The sequence below is a fragment of the Qipengyuania sphaerica genome (assembly GCF_019711595.1).
In the GTDB taxonomy this organism is placed as follows: domain Bacteria; phylum Pseudomonadota; class Alphaproteobacteria; order Sphingomonadales; family Sphingomonadaceae; genus Qipengyuania; species Qipengyuania sphaerica.
In genome coordinates, this window is the sequence record NZ_JAIGNR010000001.1 from 922589 (window position 1) to 944194 (window position 21606).

15 protein-coding genes and 1 tRNA gene are annotated in these 21606 nt (G+C 59.6%); 6 read left to right on the top strand and 10 right to left on the bottom strand.

What is annotated here, in order from left to right; genetic code table 11:
- Window positions 1–35: 35 nt before the first annotated feature.
- Both K3178_RS04635 and K3178_RS04640 read right to left on the bottom strand, forming a co-directional pair.
- Window positions 36–110 (bottom strand) — tRNA-Asn (locus tag K3178_RS04635).
- A gap of 96 nt (window positions 111–206) precedes the next feature.
- On the bottom strand, window positions 207–989 hold the full coding sequence (locus K3178_RS04640) for an NAD kinase (RefSeq protein WP_221570191.1): 783 nt from the start codon (window positions 987–989) through the stop codon (window positions 207–209).
- 127 nt (window positions 990–1116) lie between these two features.
- Between K3178_RS04640 and K3178_RS04645 the strand changes: the two genes are divergently transcribed.
- Window positions 1117–2436: an EAL domain-containing protein gene (locus tag K3178_RS04645; RefSeq protein WP_221570192.1), complete on the top strand. Its 1320-nt coding sequence runs from the start codon at window positions 1117–1119 to the stop codon at window positions 2434–2436.
- Here K3178_RS04645 and mfd read toward each other — a convergent pair.
- From mfd to K3178_RS04660, 3 genes are all read right to left on the bottom strand, one after another.
- Window positions 2433–5924, bottom strand: coding sequence for a transcription-repair coupling factor (gene mfd / locus K3178_RS04650; RefSeq protein ID WP_221570193.1), 3492 nt, complete (start codon window positions 5922–5924; stop codon window positions 2433–2435). The genes K3178_RS04645 and mfd overlap by 4 nt on opposite strands.
- A gap of 50 nt (window positions 5925–5974) precedes the next feature.
- Window positions 5975–6244: an FAD assembly factor SdhE gene (locus tag K3178_RS04655; protein WP_221570787.1), complete on the bottom strand. Its 270-nt coding sequence runs from the start codon at window positions 6242–6244 to the stop codon at window positions 5975–5977.
- Between the two features lie 91 nt (window positions 6245–6335).
- Complete coding sequence (locus K3178_RS04660) at window positions 6336–6761, bottom strand: hypothetical protein (protein ID WP_221570194.1); 426 nt, start codon at window positions 6759–6761, stop codon at window positions 6336–6338.
- Window positions 6762–6937: 176 nt separating this feature from the next.
- On the opposite strand from K3178_RS04660, the gene recG reads away from it, so the two are divergent.
- A complete protein-coding gene (recG, locus tag K3178_RS04665) occupies window positions 6938–9001 on the top strand; it encodes an ATP-dependent DNA helicase RecG (protein ID WP_221570195.1) in 2064 nt (687 codons plus the stop codon).
- Here the strand turns inward: recG and K3178_RS04670 are convergent.
- Complete coding sequence (locus K3178_RS04670; protein WP_221570196.1) at window positions 8998–9804, bottom strand: fructosamine kinase family protein; 807 nt, start codon at window positions 9802–9804, stop codon at window positions 8998–9000. The two genes, recG and K3178_RS04670, sit on opposite strands and share 4 nt — an antisense overlap.
- Window positions 9791–10264 carry a low molecular weight protein-tyrosine-phosphatase gene (locus tag K3178_RS04675; protein ID WP_221570197.1) on the bottom strand — a complete coding sequence of 158 codons (474 nt, stop codon included), beginning with the start codon at window positions 10262–10264 and terminating at the stop codon, window positions 9791–9793. Before K3178_RS04675 ends, K3178_RS04670 begins: the two co-directional genes overlap by 14 nt.
- Window positions 10265–10329: 65 nt before the next feature.
- Here K3178_RS04675 and K3178_RS04680 point away from each other — a divergent pair, with 65 nt between their 5' ends.
- Window positions 10330–12087 carry a DUF885 domain-containing protein gene (locus K3178_RS04680; protein ID WP_221570198.1) on the top strand — a complete coding sequence of 586 codons (1758 nt, stop codon included), beginning with the start codon at window positions 10330–10332 and terminating at the stop codon, window positions 12085–12087.
- Between the two features lie 235 nt (window positions 12088–12322).
- Here K3178_RS04680 and K3178_RS04685 read toward each other — a convergent pair whose 3' ends face one another.
- Window positions 12323–13006, bottom strand: coding sequence for a hypothetical protein (locus K3178_RS04685; RefSeq protein ID WP_221570199.1), 684 nt, complete (start codon window positions 13004–13006; stop codon window positions 12323–12325).
- A 168-nt stretch (window positions 13007–13174) separates the two neighbouring features.
- Between K3178_RS04685 and K3178_RS04690 the strand changes: the two genes are divergently transcribed.
- Window positions 13175–14065 (top strand): hypothetical protein, encoded by an 891-nt coding sequence (locus K3178_RS04690; protein WP_221570200.1) that lies wholly within the window; start codon window positions 13175–13177, stop codon window positions 14063–14065.
- Between the two features lie 26 nt (window positions 14066–14091).
- A complete protein-coding gene (locus K3178_RS04695; RefSeq protein WP_221570201.1) occupies window positions 14092–14451 on the top strand; it encodes a hypothetical protein in 360 nt (119 codons plus the stop codon).
- 422 nt (window positions 14452–14873) lie between these two features.
- Here the strand turns inward: K3178_RS04695 and K3178_RS04700 are convergent, their stop codons facing one another.
- Both K3178_RS04700 and K3178_RS04705 read right to left on the bottom strand, forming a co-directional pair.
- Window positions 14874–16202, bottom strand: coding sequence for a DNA-processing protein DprA (locus tag K3178_RS04700; protein ID WP_221570202.1), 1329 nt, complete (start codon window positions 16200–16202; stop codon window positions 14874–14876).
- Window position 16203: 1 nt separating this feature from the next.
- On the bottom strand, window positions 16204–18303 hold the full coding sequence (locus K3178_RS04705) for a RecQ family ATP-dependent DNA helicase (RefSeq protein WP_221570203.1): 2100 nt from the start codon (window positions 18301–18303) through the stop codon (window positions 16204–16206).
- Between the two features lie 499 nt (window positions 18304–18802).
- On the opposite strand from K3178_RS04705, the gene K3178_RS04710 reads away from it, so the two are divergent.
- Window positions 18803–21586 carry an SNF2-related protein gene (locus K3178_RS04710; RefSeq protein WP_221570204.1) on the top strand — a complete coding sequence of 928 codons (2784 nt, stop codon included), beginning with the start codon at window positions 18803–18805 and terminating at the stop codon, window positions 21584–21586.
- Window positions 21587–21606: the final 20 nt, after the last annotated feature.

Consider the following 21606-nt stretch of genomic DNA (forward strand, 5'->3'; position numbering starts at 1 on the left):
GAGATGGCTGATTTGCGTTACTTCTGAGAAGTAAATGGCTCCCCGAGTTGGATTCGAACCAACGACCAAGTGATTAACAGTCACCTACTCTACCGCTGAGCTATCGGGGAGCAACCCGAAGGCAGGCCGCGCGTATATGGACGTGATATGGGTTTTGCAACCCGGCTTTTGCAGATTTTTGCGCTGCATCTGCAACACAGCCCAAATCAGAACACGAACTGCTCCGAAACAATGCGTTCGTCGAGGGCATGGCCGGGGTCGAACAGCAGCGTCAGCTCGCTCTCGCGCGCGATTTCGAGGCGGACTTCCGCGACATTGCGGATTTCCCGCTGGTCGGCGACGGCAGAGACCGGGCGCTTGTCCTCTTCCATCACGCGGAAGGTCACCCGGCTGCGATCGGGCAGTATTGCACCCTTCCACCGGCGCGGCCTGAAAGCGGAGATGGGGGTGAGGGCGAGAAGCTGCGAATCGAGCGGAAGGATCGGTCCGTCGGCAGACAGATTGTAGGCTGTCGAACCGGCTGGGGTGGACAGCAATACGCCGTCGCAAACCAGTTCCTTGATCCGCACCTTGTCATCCACCGAGACCTCGATCTTCGCGGTCTGGCGCGTTTCACGCAGCAGCGAGACTTCGTTGATTGCGCAGAAACGGTGCGTCTGGCCGTCCCGCGTGTCCGCCTCCATCGCCAGTGGCAGGATCGTATGCGGCTTGGCACGTGTAATGCGGCCCAGCAGCTTGTCCGGCTGGCGGTTCTTGTTCATCAGGAAACCGACAGTGCCGAGGTTTACGCCATATGCCGGGAGGATTTTTCCCGCATCGAGCATGGCATGCAGGCTCTGGAGCATAAATCCGTCGCCGCCGATCACGACGACGGCATCGGCCTCGTCGGTTGACACCCAGTCCGTTAGGGGGCGGAAGATATTTTCGGCAGCTTCCTGTGCCCGGTCGGAGTCCGAGACCAGCAGCGCAAGCTTTTGATATTCCGGCATTGCCTGTCCCGTGTCTGCCCGTCGCCGGTTAGGCGGCTTTCACCGCATCCCTATGGACGAGAGTCCCATTTGGCAACAATGTCGATTTTATGATTAATAAATCGTAAAGCAATGTTAGGGTGCATGAATGGCAACCATGCCCGAAGAACTGAAGCACGAGTCGCAGGATGCACTGACCGGCCTGGGGGACCTCTCCCAGCTACGCCGTACCGTCGGTGCATGGTGCGCGGAATGGCCGGACTCCTCGGGTCCGTGCCCCATCCATGCAATGCTCATTTCACTTGGCCGGATCGACACCGTAAACGTTGCATTCGGTGAAACGGTTGTCGATGGCGCGCTGGTCGAAATTGCCCAGAGAATCCGCCACTTCGCCGCCGACGAGCTGGAAAGTGACGCCTGGATGGCAGTGCGCATTTCCGGCGGCAATTTTCTTCTGGCGACGCGGGCAGATTGCAGTCGGGAACGCTGGCAATGGTTGGCCGAGGCGCTTGCGGACGCGCTTGCTGCGCCCATTGCCCATCCTGAAAACGGCGGATCGCTGCGCCTGTGGCCGCGCATCGCGTTGATGCGGACCGGCGAGAACGACGATGTCGACTCGATGCTGGACCGGCTTTCCGAAGTCACTGCGCGCATGCGGCTATCGCACGGCCGCCGGATCGAGTGGTCGAGCGGCATCGTGGCCAGCGCTGCCCGTTCGAATATCCAGCTCGAGGCCGATCTGCTTGCGGCGATCGACCGTGACGAGATCGAGATCCTGTTCCAGCCGCAATATTCGCTGGTCGATGACCGGATCATCGGGGCCGAGGCACTGGCACGCTGGCATCATCCCATCGTCGGGCGAATCGGGGCCGGCTCCTTGTTCCAGATCGCCGAGCGGGCAGATCACGTCGCCCATCTTTCAAGGCACATTGCCAAGCGTGCTTTGGAGGCAGCGATCGAATGGCCCGAGCACTTGAGGCTGTCGATCAACATCACGCCGGCGGACCTTGCAGTCGACAATTTCGCGATCGATTTCGCCCGGCTGGCAGAACGGGTCGGGTTTCCTCTGTCGCGCGTCACCCTGGAGATCATCGAGCAGGTCCTGCTGGCCGATCTCGACCGGGTCAGCCGTGTGCTGCAACAGCTCAAGGTCCTTGATGTCCGCATTGCGCTCGACGATTTCGGCGCGGGGTTCTGCAACTTTCGCTACCTCAAGGTGCTGCCAATAGACTGCATCAAGCTCGACCGTTCGATGGTCGAGGGCGTCCTTGACGACGAGCGGGACCGCGCGGTTTTCCGCGCGATCATGGGCATGGCCAAGGCGCTCGACCTGCGCGTGCTGGTCGAAGGAATCGAGACCGAAAAGCAGCGCAACTTCGTGGCTGCCGAAGACTGCGAATATTATCAGGGCTTCCTGCGCGCCCAGCCAATGCCGGCGCACCAGATGCTCAATCTGGCGATGCGTTAAGCGGCGACCTTGTCGCGCTTTTTCGCTTTCCTGACGATCCCCGACAGGCCCTTGGTCAACTGGAACAACCCGTTGAGGCGGCTTTCGGGCGAATTCCAGACGCGACTGATGACCAGCTTCATATCGGGGCGCAGCTTGGCGGTGCCCTGCAGCCGGTCGACATAGGCGACAAGACCCGGTCCGTCGGGGAAATCGTCCTTGTGGAAGGTCACCAGCGTGCCCGCCGCGCCGACGTCGATCTTGGCGATATTCGCTTCCATTGCCTGCAGCTTGATCTGGATCAGGCGGACGAGATTTTCGGTGGCTGAGGGGAGCGGGCCGAAGCGATCGATCATCTCGGCTGCCAGTGCCTCGATCTCGCCCATGTTTTCCGCATCGTTGAGGCGGCGATAGAGCGCCATTCGCACGGCGAGGTCGGGCACGTAATCTTCCGGGATCATGATCGGCGCATCGACGGTGATCTGCGGGCTGACGGTCTCGCGCTTGGCCTCGAGGCCGAGTTCGCCCGCCTTGGCCGCAAGGATCGCGTCTTCGAGCATCGACTGGTAGAGTTCGAAACCGACCTCGCGAATGTGGCCCGACTGTTCGTCGCCCAGCAAATTGCCCGCACCGCGAATGTCGAGGTCGTGGCTGGCCAGCTGGAAGCCTGCACCAAGGCTGTCGAGATCGCCGAGCACCTTGAGCCGTTTCTCCGCCACTTCGGAAAGCTGGGTGTCCTTCTCGTAGGTGAGATAGGCATAGGCGCGCAGCTTGGCGCGCCCCACGCGCCCGCGCAGCTGGTAGAGCTGGGCAAGGCCGAAAATGTCGGCGCGGTGGATGATGATCGTGTTGGCGCTCGGCAGGTCGAGCCCGCTTTCCACGATGGTGGTGGCGAGGAGCACTTCGTATTTGCCCTCGTAGAAGGCGCTCATTCGCTCTTCGATTTCGCCGGCGCTCATCTGGCCGTGTGCCTGGACGAATTTCACCTCCGGCACATTCTCGTGGAGCCAGTCGGCGATGCCTTCCATGTCGGAGATGCGCGGCACGACAATGAAGCTCTGCCCGCCGCGATGGTGTTCGCGCAGCAGCGCCTCGCGCATCACCATGTCATCCCATTCCATCACATAGGTACGCACCGCGAGGCGGTCGACCGGCGGGGTCTGGATGGTGGAAAGCTCGCGCAATCCCGTCATTGCCATCTGCAAGGTGCGCGGGATCGGCGTGGCGGTGAGCGTGAGCATATGCACGTCGGCGCGTAGCTGCTTGAGCTTCTCCTTGTGCGTCACGCCAAAGCGCTGCTCCTCATCGACGATGACGAGGCCGAGGTTCTTGAACTTTGTCTGCTTCGACAGGATCGCGTGGGTGCCGACGACAATGTCGATGTCGCCCTTCTCCAGACCTTCGCGTGTCTCTTTCATCTCCTTCGCAGGAACGAGGCGCGAAAGTCGACCGACCTTGAGCGGAAAGCCGTTGAAGCGCTGGCGGAAGTTCTCGAAATGCTGGCGGGCGAGGAGGGTGGTGGGCGCGACCACCGCCACCTGCTCGCCATTCATCGCGGCCACGAATGCGGCCCGGAGCGCGACCTCGGTCTTGCCGAAACCGACGTCGCCGCAAACGAGCCGGTCCATCGGCTTTCCGCTTTCAAGATCGCGCAGGACATCGGCGATGGCGCGTTCCTGATCGTCGGTTTCCTCATATTGGAAGCGGTCGAGGAACTGGTGATAGGTCGGCTCGTCCACTTCGAGTACAGGCGCCTTCTTCAGGGCGCGCTGCGCAGCGACCTTCATGAGCTCGCCTGCGATCTCGCGGATGCGCTCCTTGAGGCGCGCACGGCGTTTCTGCCAGGCCTCCCCGCCCAGCCGATCGAGCATGACTGCTTCCTCGGAGGAGCCGTATCGGCTGAGCACGTCGATATTCTCGACCGGGATGAAGAGCTTGTCGCCGCCCTTGTATTCGAGCTGCACGCAATCGTGCTTCGACTTACCCACTGCGACCGGTTCGAGGCCAAGGTATTTGCCGATGCCGTGCTCGGTATGGACGATGAGGTCGCCCACGCTGAGCGCCTGCAATTCGGCGAGGAAGGCATCGGCGTCCTTGCGCTTCTTCTTGCGACGTACGAGGCGGTCGCCGAGAATATCCTGCTCGGTGAGCAGTTCCATCTCGTCATTGGCGAAGCTGGCTTCGAGCGGCAGCACCATCGCGGCCGGCTTGCCTCTGGCGGAAAGGCCGAGGGCTTCCTGCCAGCTGTCGGCAAGCTGGACCGGCGCTCCCGCTTCGGTCAGTATCGACGCGATGCGTGCGCGGCTGCCCGTCGAATAGGCTGCCAGAAGCGGGCGCTTCCCCGCTTTGCCCAACGCTTTCAGGTGATCGGAGAGGACCGGATAGACATTGTCGCCCCGCGCGCGCTCCGGCGCGAAGTCGCGGCCCGAACGGAAGCCGAAATCGATGACGCTATCGCTTTCGGGCTCGTCGAATGTGGTGGCGCGGTGGGCGGGGGCTTGGTCCAGGGCCGATTTGAATTCGTCGGCGGTGAGATAGAGCGCATCTGGCGCGAGTGGCCGATAGCTGCCCTTGGCCTGACCGCTCGCCGCCTTGCGCTGGTCGAAGTAGTCGGTAACGTCCTTTATCCGCTCGTCCGCCGCGGCAAGGCTGGCGTTGTCGATGACCACCGTGTCCTTTTCGTCGAGATGGTCGAACAGCGTGACCAGCCGCTCTTCGAACAGCGGCAGCCAGTGCTCCATGCCCGCAAGGCGGCGGCCTTCGCTCACGGCTTCGTAGAGCGGGTCCTGCGTGGCATTCGCGCCGAACATCTCGCGATACCGGCTACGGAAGCGCTTGATGCTGTCCTCGTCGAGCAGCGCCTCGCTCGCCGGGAGCAGGAGGTGGCTGTCGAGCCGCCCGGTGCTCATCTGCGTATTGGGATCGAAGGTGCGCAGGCTCTCCAGTTCGTCGCCGAAGAAATCGAGCCGCAGCGCTTCGTCCAGCCCCGAGGGGAACACGTCTACGATCGAGCCGCGGATCGCGTATTCGCCCTTGTCGATCACCGTGTCGGTGCGGCTGTAGCCCTGCTTCTGCAGCAGCAGCGAAAGGCTTTCGCGCCCGATTTCGGTGCCGGGTTTAAATTCGCGCACGCTCTCGCGGATGCGGAATGGGGTGAGCACGCGCTGGAGCACCGCATTGGCGGTGGTGACGATCAGCTGCGCCTTCGCCTTGCCCGTCTGGAGCCGGAACAGCGCGGCGAGCCGCTTGGCGCTGACCGTGAGTGCCGGGCTGGCCCGGTCGTAGGGCAGCGAATCCCAGGCGGGAAACTCGATCACTTCCAGTTCGGGCGCGAAGAATTGTGCCGCGTCCGCCACGCCGCGCATCGCAGCATCGTCGGGCGCGATGAAGACCGCACGGCCGGTGCCTGCGCGCGCAAGGTCGGCCATCACCAGCGGCTGCGCGCCGCGGGCGACCTGTGCCAGTGTAAGCGGGCGCTCGGCTTTCAGGATACGGGATAGATCGGGCATTACGGGTTCAGCGCCGTAGCGCCCGCCCTGTTCCCGTCAATACGTTCCCGTCAACGCGGAATGTCGACGTAATCGAGTTCCTGCATCTTCTCGATCAGTTCGCCCTGGAAGCGGGGCGGCGTCGGCTGGGTCTTCAACGCCCAGGCCATGATATCGACATCGTCTTCTTCGAGCAGCGCCTCGAACCAGGCGAGCTCCTCTTCCCCCCATTCTTCATGGTAGCGGTCGAAAAAGCCGCCGATCATGTAGTCGGCCTCGCGCGTGCCGCGGTGCCAGCTGCGGAACCTGGCGCGGGCGAAACGGCCTTCGGTGGTTAGCATTTCGGGCAAGGAAAAGGGCGCCTTCTCGCATCAATGGGAAGGCGCCCCCTAGTCCTTCTACGCCCCTGCAATCAAGGCCAGAGAGCGCCCCTTAGGGGTGCGTGTGGCTGTAGGTAACCATCCGGCTTGTGATCATGCCGTCGATTTCCTCGCGCATCGCCTTGGCCTTTTCTTCCGATCCGATCCGTCCGACGATGTTTTTCTCCAGATTGGCGAACTGCCCCGCCTGGTGACGGTCGAGCATCGCCATGCCCCTGGGCATTTCGGTGACGATAAGGATTTCCCAGTCGCCCGCCATCAGCCAGTGGACTTCCTGTGCAGGCATGCCCAGTTCCGCGCGGGCGGGATTGACATAGGTCGTCATCGCCTCGTTCCATTTCTCCGCGCCGCCGGGGGCGAAGTTGATGTATTCGAGCCGATAGGTCGTGCGCGCCTCTTCGGCGTCCTGCGCAATAATAGGTGCAGCAGTAATGGCCATCGATGCTGCGGCACAGGCGATTGCGATTTTCTTGAACATGAAAGTATCCCCCTAAGGTTCAGGTACACGACCCGGAACGCCCCGAAGATACTGGCTGTATCGTCCCCTCTTGCGTGAGACCCCGCCTTGGCGCGAGTTAAACGCGTGTTTTCCGTGGATGGCAAGCGGTTACTGCGCTTCGCATTGGGCGCGCTTCGGGTTAGGAGCAGGGCAGCATGCGGCCTGACATCCTCAATCCCCTGTTTGCCGAGACCGAGACCCTCGAGGGTGTCGGCCCGAAACTGAAGAAGCCGCTCGACAAGCTGGGACTGACGCGCCTGCGCGACCTGCTCTACCACCTGCCCGAACGCTTCGTGACGCGCCGCGGGGTGGAGAACGTCGACGAGGCAGGCGAAGGCGAGAATATCGTCCTCAAGCTCACCGTGACCGAACACCGCGGTGGCCGCACCGCGCGCGCACCCTACCGCGTGCTGGCTCAGGACAGCGTGGGCAATATCATCGCGCTGACCTACTTCGGGCGCGCGTTCTATACGGCGAAAAAGCAGTTGCCGGTGGGGGCGACGCGCTGGGTGGCAGGCAAGCTCGAACGCTATGGCGACATGCTGCAGATCGTCCATCCCGACCATGTGGTGGAAGAGGGCGGCGATACGCTCCAGCGGCTGTGCGAGCCGGTCTATCGCCTGTCAGAAGGGCTGACCCAGCCGCGAGTGGCGGGACTGGTCGAGCAGGCTCTGGCGAAGGCTCCCGAACTGCCCGAATGGATTGAACCCACCCAGTTCGAAACAACCGGGTGGCCCGAATGGCGCGATGCGCTGCACCTCGCGCACAAGGGCGAGCACAAAGCTGCGCGCGACCGGCTGGCTTATGACGAATTGCTCGCCAACAGCCTTGCCCTGATGCTGGTGCGGGCGGACAACCGCAAGCGCAAGGGCCAGCCGCTCAGGGGCGATGGCAGCTATCGCGGCAAGCTCGCCCTGCCGTTCCCGCTCACCGGCGCGCAGAAGCGTTCGATTGCCGAGATCGAAGGCGACATGGCGCAGGAAGCGCCGATGCTGCGGCTGCTCCAGGGCGACGTCGGCGCGGGCAAGACGGTGGTGGCGCTCGAAGCCATGCTGATCGCGGTCGAGGCAGGCGCGCAGGCTGCTCTCCTCGCGCCGACCGAAATCCTTGCCCGCCAGCACTACGAGAGCCTGCGCCGCATGGCCGAGCCGACCGGGGTTGAGGTCGCGCTGTTGACGGGGCGCGACAAGGGCAAGGCGCGCGAGGGGCTGCTGATGGGCCTGCTCGACGGCAGCATCGACATCGTTGTCGGCACGCATGCGATCTTCCAGGACAAGGTCGCTTACAAAAACCTCGCCATGGTGGTGATCGACGAGCAGCACCGCTTCGGTGTCGGCCAGCGGCTGATGCTGGCAAGCAAGGGCAGGCGCGCGCCGCATGTCCTCGCCATGACCGCCACGCCGATCCCGCGCACGCTGACACTGGCGCAATATGGCGAGCTCGATGTGAGCAAGCTCGACGAGCTTCCGCCCGGTAGGCAATCGATCGACACGGTGGTGATGGGTCAGGACAGGATCCCCACGCTGGTAGAGCGCCTCGCCGCGCAGTTCGAGCAGGGCAGGCAGGCCTTCTGGGTCTGTCCCATGGTCCGCGAAATGGACGGACCGGATGAAATCGCGGCTGCAGAAGCGCGCTACGCTTCGCTCAAAGAGCGGTTCGGCGACGAGGTCGTCCTCGTGCACGGACAGCTTGCTCCGGAGCAGAAAGATGCCGCGATGGAGCGCTTTGCGCGCGGCGATGCGCGGCTGCTGGTGGCAACGACGGTGATCGAGGTCGGAGTGGACGTCCCCAATGCGACGCTGATGGTCATCGAACAGGCCGAACGCTTTGGCCTCGCCCAGCTCCACCAGCTGCGCGGGCGCGTGGGGCGGGGGAGCGAAAAGAGCTTCTGCGTCCTTCTCCACGGCGAGCAGCTATCCGAAACCGCGCAGAAACGCCTCGGCCTGATGCGAGAGAGCCAGGACGGCTTCCTACTGGCCGAGGAAGATCTGAAACTGCGCGGCGGCGGAGAGCTCCTCGGCACGCGCCAGTCGGGCGACACGCCCTTCAGCGTCGCCAGCTTCGAGCAGATCACCGAGCTGCTCCCCAAGGCGCATGACGACGCGCGCCTACTGATCGAGCGCGACGGCGGCCTCGAAGGCAAGCGCGGGGAGGCGGCGCGCATCCTCCTTTACCTGTTCGAACGTGATTTCGGCGTGAAGACCCTGCGCGGCGGCTAGAAACCGAGAGTATCCAGTTCCCTCTCGACCGCGCCGACATAGCTGCCGCCGAACAGGCGGACGTGCACCAGCCACATCCAGAGGCGATAGACCGGTTGACGTTCGCGCCATCCATCGGCGAGTGTGATCGCCTCGAAAAATTGCGGAGGTGGGGTATCGAACACGGTGAGGCTGGCCGCGTCCACCTCGCGGTCACCGTAATAGGCGCAAGGATCGATCAGCCCGCTCACAGTGTCGCCGGTCACCAGCACATTGCCGCCCCACAGATCGCCGTGGACGAGAGATGCTTTGGGCGTGGCAGGCAGCAGGTCGGCAAGCTTTGCAGCCAAGCGTTCGATTCGCCCTGCAAGGCTGGCAGTTAGATGCGGCAGGTGGCACAGCAAGCGGCGCTCGGCCCAGAACCGGGGCCAGCTGCTTAGCGCGCCATTCTCGACGGTCACATGGCGCAGCGCGTAATCTTCGCTCCAGCCATAACTGTCGCCTTCGATCGCATGGAGAGCATTTAGCACTTCCGCCAGAGACACCCATGCCGCACCCGACAACGCGCCGTCCGTCGGTAATCGCTCGATCAGCAAGACATCATCGCTATAGCCAATCACCTGCGGAATTGGCGCTGCGCTGTTCGCCATCGCCCCGAGCATGCGCGCCTCGACATCGACCACTGGGCCATGCTTCGCAATCACAACGCGCCCATCGCCGAGCGCCACTTCGCTTGCACCCGAAATGTCGCCTCCCGGGAGTCGCCGCTGCTTTGTGACCGGCGCGCCCGCCAGCCGCTCGATCACATTTTCAGGAATGCTCATCGATGAGGATTGCGGTCAGCGCCTTCGCCCCGGCATCTACCTCGGCCCAGGTGATCGAAAAGCCTTCGGCACCGCCGTAATAAGGATCGCCGACCTCCCGCCCTTCCTGCCCGGGTACGATGTCGAGCAGCATGGTGACTTTCGCCTTGCCGTCGCCCGGATCGACGCGCGCGATATTCGCCATGTTCGAGCGGTCCATGCCGAGGATGTAGTCGAACTCGTGAAAATCTTCCGCGCCCAACTGCCGCCCGCGATAGCCGGTGATGTCTATTCCCTGCCTGCGCGCTTCGTCGATGCTGCGCGGATCGGGCGGCTCGCCGACGTGGTAATTGGCGGTGCCCGCGCTATCGACCTCGACATCAAGGCCCGCTTCCTGCGCCGCGCGGCGAAAGGCTGCCTCGGCCAGCGGAGAACGGCAGATATTGCCGAGACATACGAAGAGGACTTTGGCCTGGCTCATGGCGACATGCCTATGGACCGGCGCGCGGCGGCGCAATAGGAAGCGGCTCAGAGGGAGACAAATTCATGCGATCCATGTTTGCCGCGCTTGCGCTGTCCGTATCGGCCATCGCCACTTCGGCTACCGCGGGGCCGACCGAAGATTTTACCGAACTGCGCGAGGAGGTGTGGCAGGCAACACTGGACAGCACGCCATACCTTGCGACAAGCATCGGCGACCGGCGCGGTGACGGCAAGCTGGGCGACCTCTCGCTGACCGAATACGATCGGCAGATAGCCCAGTCGCGCGCATTCCTTGCGCGGCTCGAGGCCATTGATCCCGCACAGCTTCCCGAAGGCCTGCAGGTCGATTACGCAGTCATGAAGAGCAGTTTCGACGACGGACTTGCCGGAGCCGCCTTCGACCATTCGCGCTACGTGCTGTTCTCCAACCGTTTCGGCTGGTTCATGATGCCGACCTATTACGCGACCCGCTCGCCATTCTTCACCGTGGCGGATTACGAGAGCTATATCTCGAGGCTCGAAGGTTTTGCCGCGATGAACGAGCAAGGTCTTATCCGCAGCCGTGAAGCGGTCGCGCGCGGATTGACCCAGGCGTGCGAACCGATGGAAGGTCTCGGGCAGCAAATCGATCGCCTGATTTTCGATGACCCGACGGCAACGCCGTATTGGCAACCCTTTGCCGAGCAGCCTGCGACAATCTCCGATGAAGAATGGGCAGGATTGAAGGCGCGGGCGCGCACTGCGCTTGAAGAAAGTGTCGCACCTGCACTTTCCGACTTCCGCACCTTCTTTGCCGACGAATACATGCCCGAATGCCGTGATGGCGCTCCCGGGATCGGAGATACTCCGGGAGGGGCTGCGTTCTACAACCACCTGGTGCGCAGCTTCACTACTACGAACATGACGGCAAACGAGGTCCATGCCCTCGGCCTATCCGAAGTGGCGCGTATTCGCGCCGAGATGGAAGCCGTCGCCGCTGATGCAGGTTTCGACACGCGCGAGGCCTTTATCGAACACCTGCGCACCGACCCGCAATATTACATGACCGATGCGGATGAATACGTCCGTTACGTGCAGGCTCTTGCCAAGGAAATCGATGGCTGGATGCCCAAGCTATTCGGCACTTTGCCACGCCAGCCCTATACGGTTTCGCCCATTCCCGCCGCACAGGCGCCCGGCAATACCACCGCCTATTACGAGCGCGGCTCGCTGGCGACCGGACAGCCCGGCATCTACCGCATCAATACTACCGAACTCGACCAGCGCCCCTTGTGGGAATTGCCCGCTTTGGGCGTGCACGAGGCGGTGCCCGGCCATCATCACCAGATCGCCCTTCAGCAAGAGCTCGACATGCATCCGCTGCGCTCGAACGGCACCTTCTTCACGGCTTTCGTCGAAGGTTGGGGCCTCTACTCGGAGCGGCTCGGGATCGAGATGGGTCTCTACGACACGCCCGCCAAAGAAATGGGCCGGTTGAGCTACGAGATGTGGCGCGCGACCCGGCTTGTGGTCGATACCGGGCTTCACTCGAAGGGTTGGAGCAAGCAACAGGCGGTCGACTACATGCTCGACAACACTGCGCTCACGCCGGGCAATGTCGATGCCGAAGTCAATCGCTACATCACCAATCCGGGACAGGCGCTGGCCTACAAGATCGGCGAGCTGACGATCCGCCGCCTGCGTACCCGCGCGGAAGAGGCGCTGGGTCCGAATTTCGACCTGCGCCAGTTCCACGATGCGGTGCTGCTCAACGGCGCAGTGCCGATGGACGTGCTCGAAAAGCAGGTGGACCGCTGGATCGCGGCACAACAGGAAAGCTGAGGATTTAAGGGCAAAATGGTCGGGGAGAGAGGATTCCAGACCAAAATACCGCTCGCGAAAAATGCCGGCTTTCCGCGGGTTTCGAGAGTAGGTTCGAGGCTTGTGCTACATCTATGTGTACCTGTCCAGACCCCCTTTCTTTCATAACGGCGCCGATCACAGAACGAGTGTTTCAGCTCCTGAGTTAGACGAGGAGCCTTTACATACTCACAGTGCAAGGTGCTATCCTCAACAGTCACCAGGCATAGCGGCTCAGGCCGGACGCCCCCACGATGTACCTAGCTAGATCGTCCAGGCTCAGCGCTTGCGCACCGAACACGAGAAACTCCCCTTCGGGCGCGTAATACTCGTAGCGATCACCCTTGTAGTTGGCGACGCAGCGTGACGGCACGGGCCGGACGAGCTTTAGGAGAGAATTGCGATCGAGAATGCCTCCGTTTTCGATTCTCTCAAGCGGTTCGAGAAGCTTCGAAGCGGCGGCGGAGACATAGGTCGAGATCTCGAAGCTGTTGGCCCCGAATTGGATCGCCCAGGCTTCCCCGCTCTTCTTGATGCGGGTCGCATGCCTAGGTGCACGAACCGGCGAACCGGACGAATGGGTGAGCCACCAAGCAGATTCGCTGACGACCGCTCTGGCGACACTCAGCGGGATGCGCCGCAGTCTCCATGCTTGGAGGCGTTCTCTTGCTCTGTTGCAATGGGCGGTGCGCTCGGCAGCGTACTTCTTCTGCGACTCTTCGGCGGAAATCCGCGCTTGTTCGATCTCAGCGTCGAGGAAAGTCATCGCAGCCTTTCGCACGGACGGGGAAGTAAATTTATCGAACTCTGCCTGGAGATCTCTTCGCATAATCGCTTTGCCGAGTGCATTGGCCTGCGAATACCTCTGCCTGATCGTCATCAACTGCAGAAACTCGTCCATTCTTCCCCCATCAGGCTCTTCTTGCCCTCTGTTTTCTCTCTTTCAGAAATGCGTGGGAAATCAACCACGTCGTCGCAAGCTTATCGTTTGTGATATGCGAATATCACTTTTCCATTGACATCCGAAATTCTGGCAGTGATATAAAGATATCACAAAGGAGTAAGCGCGATGGAGATACCCTCTCTTGATGAGACCGATGCAAACCTGCGGGATTGCCTGCTTCTGAAAGCTGACGATCTCCATTTCACCTTGGCAAACCCGCTCGGAGAGCGGCTGAGGAACGAATTCCTGGGCGTCACCGTGGAAGGTCTCGCGGACGAGAATCTCTCACCCGAACAAGTGGCGTCGATCGATCTTTCGCGCTTCGCGATCGCTGACACGGTCCACCGGCTGCATTCCATGCTGGAGGAACGCCAGCTTTCGCTTCTTTCTATCGGACAACCTGACGCCGACTACGCGCGACAGGATGCGCTCGACTTCCTCGAGCACTTCCTATCGACCCTGCCCGATGTGGCACTCGGTGGCGTCGATCTCACCGCAGCGGGATACGGAAGCGTACGCCGGATCTACAACCTGGCGTTCGCGTGGATCAATCTGGTCGAAACAATCGAAGAGGCGTTCGAGGGACAGACTGAGTCCGCACTCGCCGTGACTGATCTGGCGCTCCTGTCCGGTCTCGATCAGAGGACCGTTCGCAATCGATGCGGGCCGAAGAAGGAGATCAGGACCAGCTCGAACCGATCTTCGCGGGATCGTGCGAGCGCGTCGCCAGCATTCGTGCGCCTGCATTCGCTCGATGCGGTCAATTGGCTGAAGGAGCGCAAGACCTTTCGGATCGACGCCATCGATTCAGCATGGATCTCCCGTAGGCTCGATGGTCTCAATGGCGCTCAAACAACTCGGGGACTGCTGCTTGCCAGCGTCGTAAACACGGGACCGCTAGCGTCTTTAGCCGAGGCTATCGGCTCCTCGCCGGAAATAGTGCGCAAATGGTTCGACGACGGTTCCGCTCTCCCTGCCGATAAGCTCGCAGCTGTTACGTCACTTCTCAAAATCTAGAATCCATCAATTCAAGGAGAATATTCGTGGACCACACAAAAGGCCTCGCCAAGCAGACCGCTGAACTGCACTCGATGCTCTTGAGCGATAAGCGCATCGAAGCTCATCCCGCAGGACACAGCGCGAAGGTCCTGCGATATCGCACCCTTTGCGGACAGGAGATCGCGGTGGAGAAGCGGGTCGGCGCACCCGTACTCTACTTCACGCGTTCCGCTGCTGAAGGCCGGATCAACGATCTCGCTCCGGATTGGCTGCCTGCCGGCCGCAGCGGCCGGAACAGCAACCTCAATGTCCTCGAGACCTTCAGGGATCGACCACTCGCTCGCCTGCGTGTCACCACGCTCGAAACCGCACGCAGGGCGCTCGACGCCTGCGTGAGCCGGTAATACGCGGCGAGCAAAGCCCCGAGAGGGCGTGCGCAGCCGGCCGTCGCAAAAAACGCCGGCAGATCGGACGGCTGGAGTTTCACCTTTCCTCCAGCAAGCCGATCACCCCCGACGTCGGGTCAGACGTGACAGCGCGGAGAGACGGCACCTTTACGCAGGGCAGAGAGTGCAAGCCGTGCGAACCGGCTTCTGTCTTAGGCCTATCGCCGCCACCTGTTCGGAGGAGAGAATTCTAGACCAAAATAGCGCTTGCGAAAAATGGCGGCTTTCCGGGGGTTTCGAGAGTTGGCTCGAGCCTTGTGCTAAATCTATGTGCGCCTGTCCAGCCATGACTCTTTTCCTGATGAGGGGGACCGATCATTGAGCGTTGGCTGAGCTCCAACTGGATGAAGAGACTTTAGTAAGGAGAGGCCGGTTGGCGATCAGTTCTCGAAAAGGGATGCCTGGCGTACACCGCTTGAGCATAGCTCATATCGGACGGGTTTGGTCAGCTTTCTGACGACACCTTCGGATATGCCCCGCTTTAGCCAAGCGTTCACCTGCGATTTTTGCAGATCCAGTTGGTCGGCAATCGCATCGGCTGGTAATGGGGAATCAATTGTCAACTTGCTGAAATGCTGCAGGAACAGGGTGAAAAGATCCAACGTGCTGTCCGCAGCAGTCTGAGCGTCGCCTACTTCTACCTTGGCAGGTTTTTTCTGATCATCTGAAGCTACTGACTTCTCGGTTGCATGCTCCAAGCTCGATGAACGAGGATCACTGGCAGCTGATGAAGGCTGCTTTTCAGATTGTTCCAGAGCCAGAATTTGGGGTTCATCCGATGTGGCAGCTGTCACCTGCGCCGACCATAGGTCTGTGAGAGACGGCATATCCTTTGGAAGCCATCTAGCCCCCATCTTGACTAGAGCGGCGTTGCCTGACTTCTCATCGTCTTTCTGCTTGACCCAAAGCGGCACCCATTGATTATTGAGATTCTCTACAGCGCCGTTCCAAGTGCCCCCTTTTTCAACTGCGCTGTCGACCACAACCGCAGCATCGGACAAGCAATAGATGTACTTATTGCGTGCCATGGCATTTCCGACGTTGAAGCTAGCTTCCGGATTGAATGGGGAAACCAAAGCGAGATCGCCCGACACCAGATATCTGCGGTACTTTGACGATGTTGCCGCACGCAGGAGACTGTCTGCCAAGATTCCAACAGCTGTGCCCTCGTGATCGAGCGCTCCTAACATGGCGCTTTCATCCACTCCGCGGGCACCGCCAGACACAATGGAAAGTCCTTGGTTCGAGGCTTCCCGGCCTAGATTAGTGGAGAAGCTCAAATCTTCATCATTTGAATTTCGAGAGCCGACTACGGCGATGCCTCCCTTCGACAATAGGGAAGCGTTCCCGCATCCAAAAAGCACCGGAGGCGAGCTTGCTCTCAACATGCGCTTCAATTGCTCGGGATAGTCGTTGTCGGACCGCGTTATGACCCAAAGCCCGGAGCGTTCCCATTTCTCCAAAGCAAGCCCAAGAGCACCGCCACGCTGTAGCAAACTCTCTATCCGCTCGAGCTTGACTGTTTTATCCATCCAGCTCGAAAGTGCAGTGCGGGGGTCTCGCGTTAGCAGGCTGCCTGGTTCAAGGTCATGATCCCTCAGCCAAAGCGCAAACCGACCCCACTCCTTGATGGAAAGCGGCCTGGTTTCCGTTTTTCCGAACGGAACCGTCAACATGATGATCGCTTGGGCTTGGGGGCTCATCTTCATCCTATGCCCCTAGCGTGGATGTAGTGAGAGCGCACGGCCAAACCGGCCCGCTTCCGTTGTGCCTCAGAAGTGCGGCCGCAATCGTCAGTGTCCAACATGAATCCACCACATCATCGACCAGCAAAACCGGACCTGATGGGATCGCTCCTTCGATCGCGAATACGCCGTCGAGATTATGACACTGATGGTAGCGGTTTTGCTGCACTTTTTGGGGCCTGTTCTGCTTTACCTTCCTTACGACCGGAAGAAAGGGAACTCCCAAGGCGTCTGCGAGCCGTTTCGCGAAATCAGGAACCAGCGTCGGGTTGTGGAGCGATGGGATGCAGGTCACCCATTCCGGTTGTGGGTCAGGTTGCCAACGATCGCTGACCATCTCCACTACCGCTTCCACAAGCTCATCTCGAAAGTGGCCAGCATGCTTATCATCGGCAACGAGTTGACCCCAGCCAGCATCCCCCCATCGGGACAAGATCCTGCCAGTTTCTGCGCGTAGTTCGCTCGGGATGTTCCCACGTAACCCGTATTCTGGCAGCGCATCCTTCGCCACTTGCTTATTGCATTCTAACTCTAGTTCAGCATGCCTGAGGAAGAGCCCAGCGCGGATGGCTACCTCTCTGGAGAAATCCGGACTGATGATAGGTTGGCCAAGACAGGATGCGCATTTTCCGCACGGGAGTGGATCAGCGTCATCGAGGGCCTTGGCGAGGAACTCCATGAGACACCCTTCTTCGGCGACGTATTCGCTAACCTCGCTCCATTCGAGCTCGCGTTGCCCTGTCAATCGCAGGATCTTATCCTTGTCCATCTTGTAGGTGACCGGAGTGCGATACCACTTCGAGCCAGATTTTAGGACAGGCGCGGGGTTCTCGACGGACAGATACTTTAGCACCTGCTCGATTTGGCCGCGCCTAAGGTTGACCGCTCGCTCGAGCTCAGGGACGCTAAGGCCATCATTCTCTTCGAGAACTGCAAGGATGGCTAGCACCCAATCCTCTTTGGGAAATGCGCTTCGCCGGAAGAAGTCATGGATGTGAGCATCTTCTTCGCCTGACATCAATATGCCGACAGCATGATCAATGGCGCGGCCAGCGCGCCCGACTTGCTGATAATAGGCAACGATCGAGCCAGGCGCCTGATAATGAACGACGAAACCCAAGTCCGGCTTGTCGTATCCCATTCCTAGTGCCGTTGTCGCTACGAGCACCTTTATTTCGTTGTTCAAGAGCAGCTGTTCGAGGTGCTGACGGTAAGCATCTGAATTCTCGAAGTCTTCCCTTTCAACGCCGCTATAATAGGCTCGAGCTTCAATGCCATGCGATTGTAGCCAATCCGCAACTTGGCGCGCATCACGCTTGGTCAGCGTGTAGACGATCCCAGTCCCCGGGAGTGACCCCACTTGCTCTGCCAGCCAGGCGAGGCGTGCAGCCTGGGTTGGCAGCTGGATGGTTTGCAGGGCAAGGGAGCTCCGCATGAGACTGCCACGCTGGATGCCAATATCGCCCAGTTGGTTCTGGACATCGTGAACCACGCGGTTGTTGGCAGTGGCCGTTGTCCCCAAGATTGGGATGTTTGCCGGCATGCGCTGCAAGATGTTCACGAGACGTTTGTAATCCGGACGGAAATCATGCCCCCAGTCCGAAATGCAATGAGCCTCATCAACCACCAACATCCCGATCCGTTCGGCAATTGGGATCAGGACGTTTTGAACGAATTCCTCATTTGCCAATCGTTCCGGTGATACGAGCAATGCGTCGATTTGGTCGTTTGCAACGGCTCGATGAATGGCCGGCCAATCATCTGTATTGGTCGAATTTATCGTGAGGGCGCGGACTCCAAGTCGGTCGGCTGCTTCTATCTGATTTCGCATCAGGGCTAGGAGCGGAGAAACAATCAGGGTTGGTCCACGACCGCGATTGCGCAGAATTCGCGTGGCAATGAAGTAGACCGAGCTCTTCCCCCATCCTGTTCGTTCAATGACGAGAAGGCGCTCTTGCCGGTTAACAAGCGCATCAATTGCTTCCCACTGTCCATCGCGGAAATTAGCCTCAGAATCATTGAGCGCTTGCTTGAGAAAATAAAGAGCATCTTCTTTTTGGGTCATCTGCACAGTTTCGTACTCTGTAAAATGCTGAAAATGGACCGTAGTGCATTGAGATACCTATAACATTATCAATTACTTTCTTGGCGATGATCCAGTCAGACCTAACTCTACGATATCAAAGCCTTGTACCCGCCAGCGTATCGAGGCTTGGTTGCTCTGCGATTATCATTCAGAGGGTGCAGCTCGATGGGTACTACCAGCACACCGGATCTTGGAGAGCCGGAAAACTCCAGAACCTGGTGGTCCGACGGTGGGTGGCAGTTTAGATCGGCCCACGGCTTTACTCTTGGCTGGCGGAAACTTCGAGCTCGGACCAACGATTAGAAAAAAATCGTACGACGTGATCCAAACCCTTGCGGCTACATTGGATTTTAGGGATGAGCCTATGACAGGAAGTGGGAGGGGGCGCAAAACTGCGATGATCACAGAATACCATTCCAAGTATTATGCAAACGACATAACCCGACTAGCTCCCTCAGGGTCAGATGATCAATTGTCGATGGCACTCTTCGATTCATCGGTGGATCTGAATCCCCATCAAATTGAAGCAGCCATGTTTGCTCTTCAGTCCCCTTTGACTGAAGGTGTCATACTCGCTGACGAGGTTGGCCTCGGGAAGACGATTGAGGCTGCGATTGTGCTTTGCCAAAAGTGGGCGGAGCGAAAGCGACGTTTACTTATAATCTGCCCAGCCTCGATTAGGCAGCAATGGGCAAACGAACTGCGTGAGAAATTTAGCCTCCCAGCAATGGTGCTCGATGCGAAATCGTATCGGCAATTGAAGCAGGATGGTCAGCCTTGGCCGTTAGAACAACCAGCCGTGCTCATCATGTCATTTCATTATGCGGCAAAGCTTCAGGACGAAATTCGACCTATCCCTTGGGACTTGATTGTCATCGATGAAGCCCACAAGCTTCGGAATGCGTACCGACCGAGTAATCGGATCGGACAGGCCCTACGCTGGGCAGTCGAGGGCAGAAAGAAAGTCCTGCTGACTGCTACACCCCTCCAAAACAGTCTGATGGAGTTGTACGGACTTTCCACCTTTCTCGACGAAAACCTCTTTGGTGATCCAAGCGCGTTCCGGTCGCGGTACATCAACGGTGGGGGCGACATTGGCGAGCTGAGATATCGCCTTGCGGACTTCTGCAAACGTACACTGAGACGCCAAGTCCTGGAATATGTTCGATACACAGCTCGCAATGCGATCACCCAGCCCTTCAGGCCGACTGACGCCGAACAACAATTATACGATGCGATCTCCAAGTTCCTGCAGGATGAGGAAAGCTATGCCATTCCGTCCCGTCAGCGTCATCTGACGGTCCTAATTCTCAGAAAGTTATTGGCGTCGTCATCTTACGCGATAGCCGGCACGCTTGAGACAATGAAAGCCCGGCTCGTCGATCTACGCGACGGTATTGAAGCCGACGCGGATTGGACCGAGGAGATTATCGAGGCGGAGGAGATCGAGGAGGAGCTGCTTGATGAGTGGCTCACGGAAGAAGACGACGACGATCTTCGGGAATTGACCGAACCGGCTAAACTAAGGTCCGAGATAGAGAACATCGCAACTCTGGCGGAGCAAGCGCGCTCCATTGGGACCGACACGAAAACTCGCGCTTTGATGAAGGCACTCGATGTCGGGTTTGCCGAGCAGCAAAGAATGGGAGCCGCGAACAAGGCGCTCATCTTTACGGAGTCGAGGCGAACTCAGCGCTACCTACACCAATACCTCGAAGACAACGGCTACGCTGGCAAAGTTGTATCCTTCAGCGGAACCAATTCCGGCGTCGAGGTCAATCGAATCTATGAGCAGTGGTTGCTGGTCAATGATGGCACCGGCCGCGTAACGGGATCAAAGCAGATTGATGTCCGCTCAGCCCTGATCGACCATTTTCGCGATCACGCGCAGATCATGATCGCTACTGAAGCTGCGGCAGAGGGCGTGAACCTCCAGTTCTGCTCGATGGTGATCAACTACGACCTGCCGTGGAATCCCCAACGGATCGAGCAACGCATCGGGCGCTGCCATCGTTACGGACAAACCCACGATGTCATCGTCATCAATTTCTTGAATGAGAGGAACGAAGCGGATCAGCGCGTCCACACGCTGCTCAGCGAGAAGTTCAATCTCTTTAATGGCGTGTTTGGCGCTTCCGACGAAGTGCTAGGCTCTCTGGAATCCGGCGTAGATTTCGAGAAGCGTATTCTAAAAATCTATCAGGATTGCCGCACCCCAGATGAAATTAACAAAGCCTTTGATGCCCTCCAGCAGGAGCTGGACGAGCAAATTCGTTCACGGATGGATGAGACCAGACAGGCCTTGTTGGAGCATTTCGACGAGGATGTTCATGCGCGGCTGAAGCTGAGGCTGGAGGACACGCGAGCGCAGCTGGATCGCGTCGGCCAGCGCTTCTGGGATGTCACCCAGTTCATGCTGCGCGATCGGGCTCAATTCGATGAGCAGGCGCTAACCTTTGATCTGACTGACCCGCCCACCGGTGAGATTGCCAAGGGACGCTATCACCTCATTTCCCGCAACAACGATGGGCAGGCGAACGACCATGGCAATTTCTTGTACCGGCTTTCGCATCCACTCGGCGAACATGTGCTCGATAATGCCAAGGCCCTCCATACGCCCCTAGCCGAACTCCGGTTTGACATTACGAACCATCCCACTCGCAGCGCTATTGTCGAAGGACTTGCGGGCAGGAGCGGTTGGCTGACGCTGCAGCGCCTGACGGTAACTTCCTTCGAGACGGAGGAGTATCTCCTCTTCTCCGGCATGGCCGATGGAGGGGTCTCGCTCGACCAGGAGACTTGCGAAAAGCTATTCGGTATCGCTGCGACGGTGCGCCCCCTTAAAGTTCTACCCGGAGACATCGCCCGCCGGATCGAAGCGGGCGCAAAGCAGGCCGAGAAGGCCGCCTTGAATCGCTCGCTCGAAACGAACAACGAGCACTTTGCCAGCGCGCGCGAGAAGCTGGAACGTTGGGCAGAGGATAAGGTGACTGCCGCCGAAAAGGCCCTGAAAGACACGAAGGAGCAGATCAAGGCGCTACGCAGAGAGGCGCGCCAGGCAGCGACTTTGGAGGACGAACATGCCGTCCAGACGCGTCTGCAGGAACTCGAGCGCAAGCAGCGCCGCCAGCGCCAGCAAATTTTCGATGTCGAGGACGAGATCGCGGACAAACGGGATGCCCTGATCGAAGCGCTTCAAAAACGCATGCAACGAGGACAAGAGGTGGAAACTCTCTTCACGATCCGCTGGTCTGTCGTTTGAATCTGCCGATGGAGTTTTTC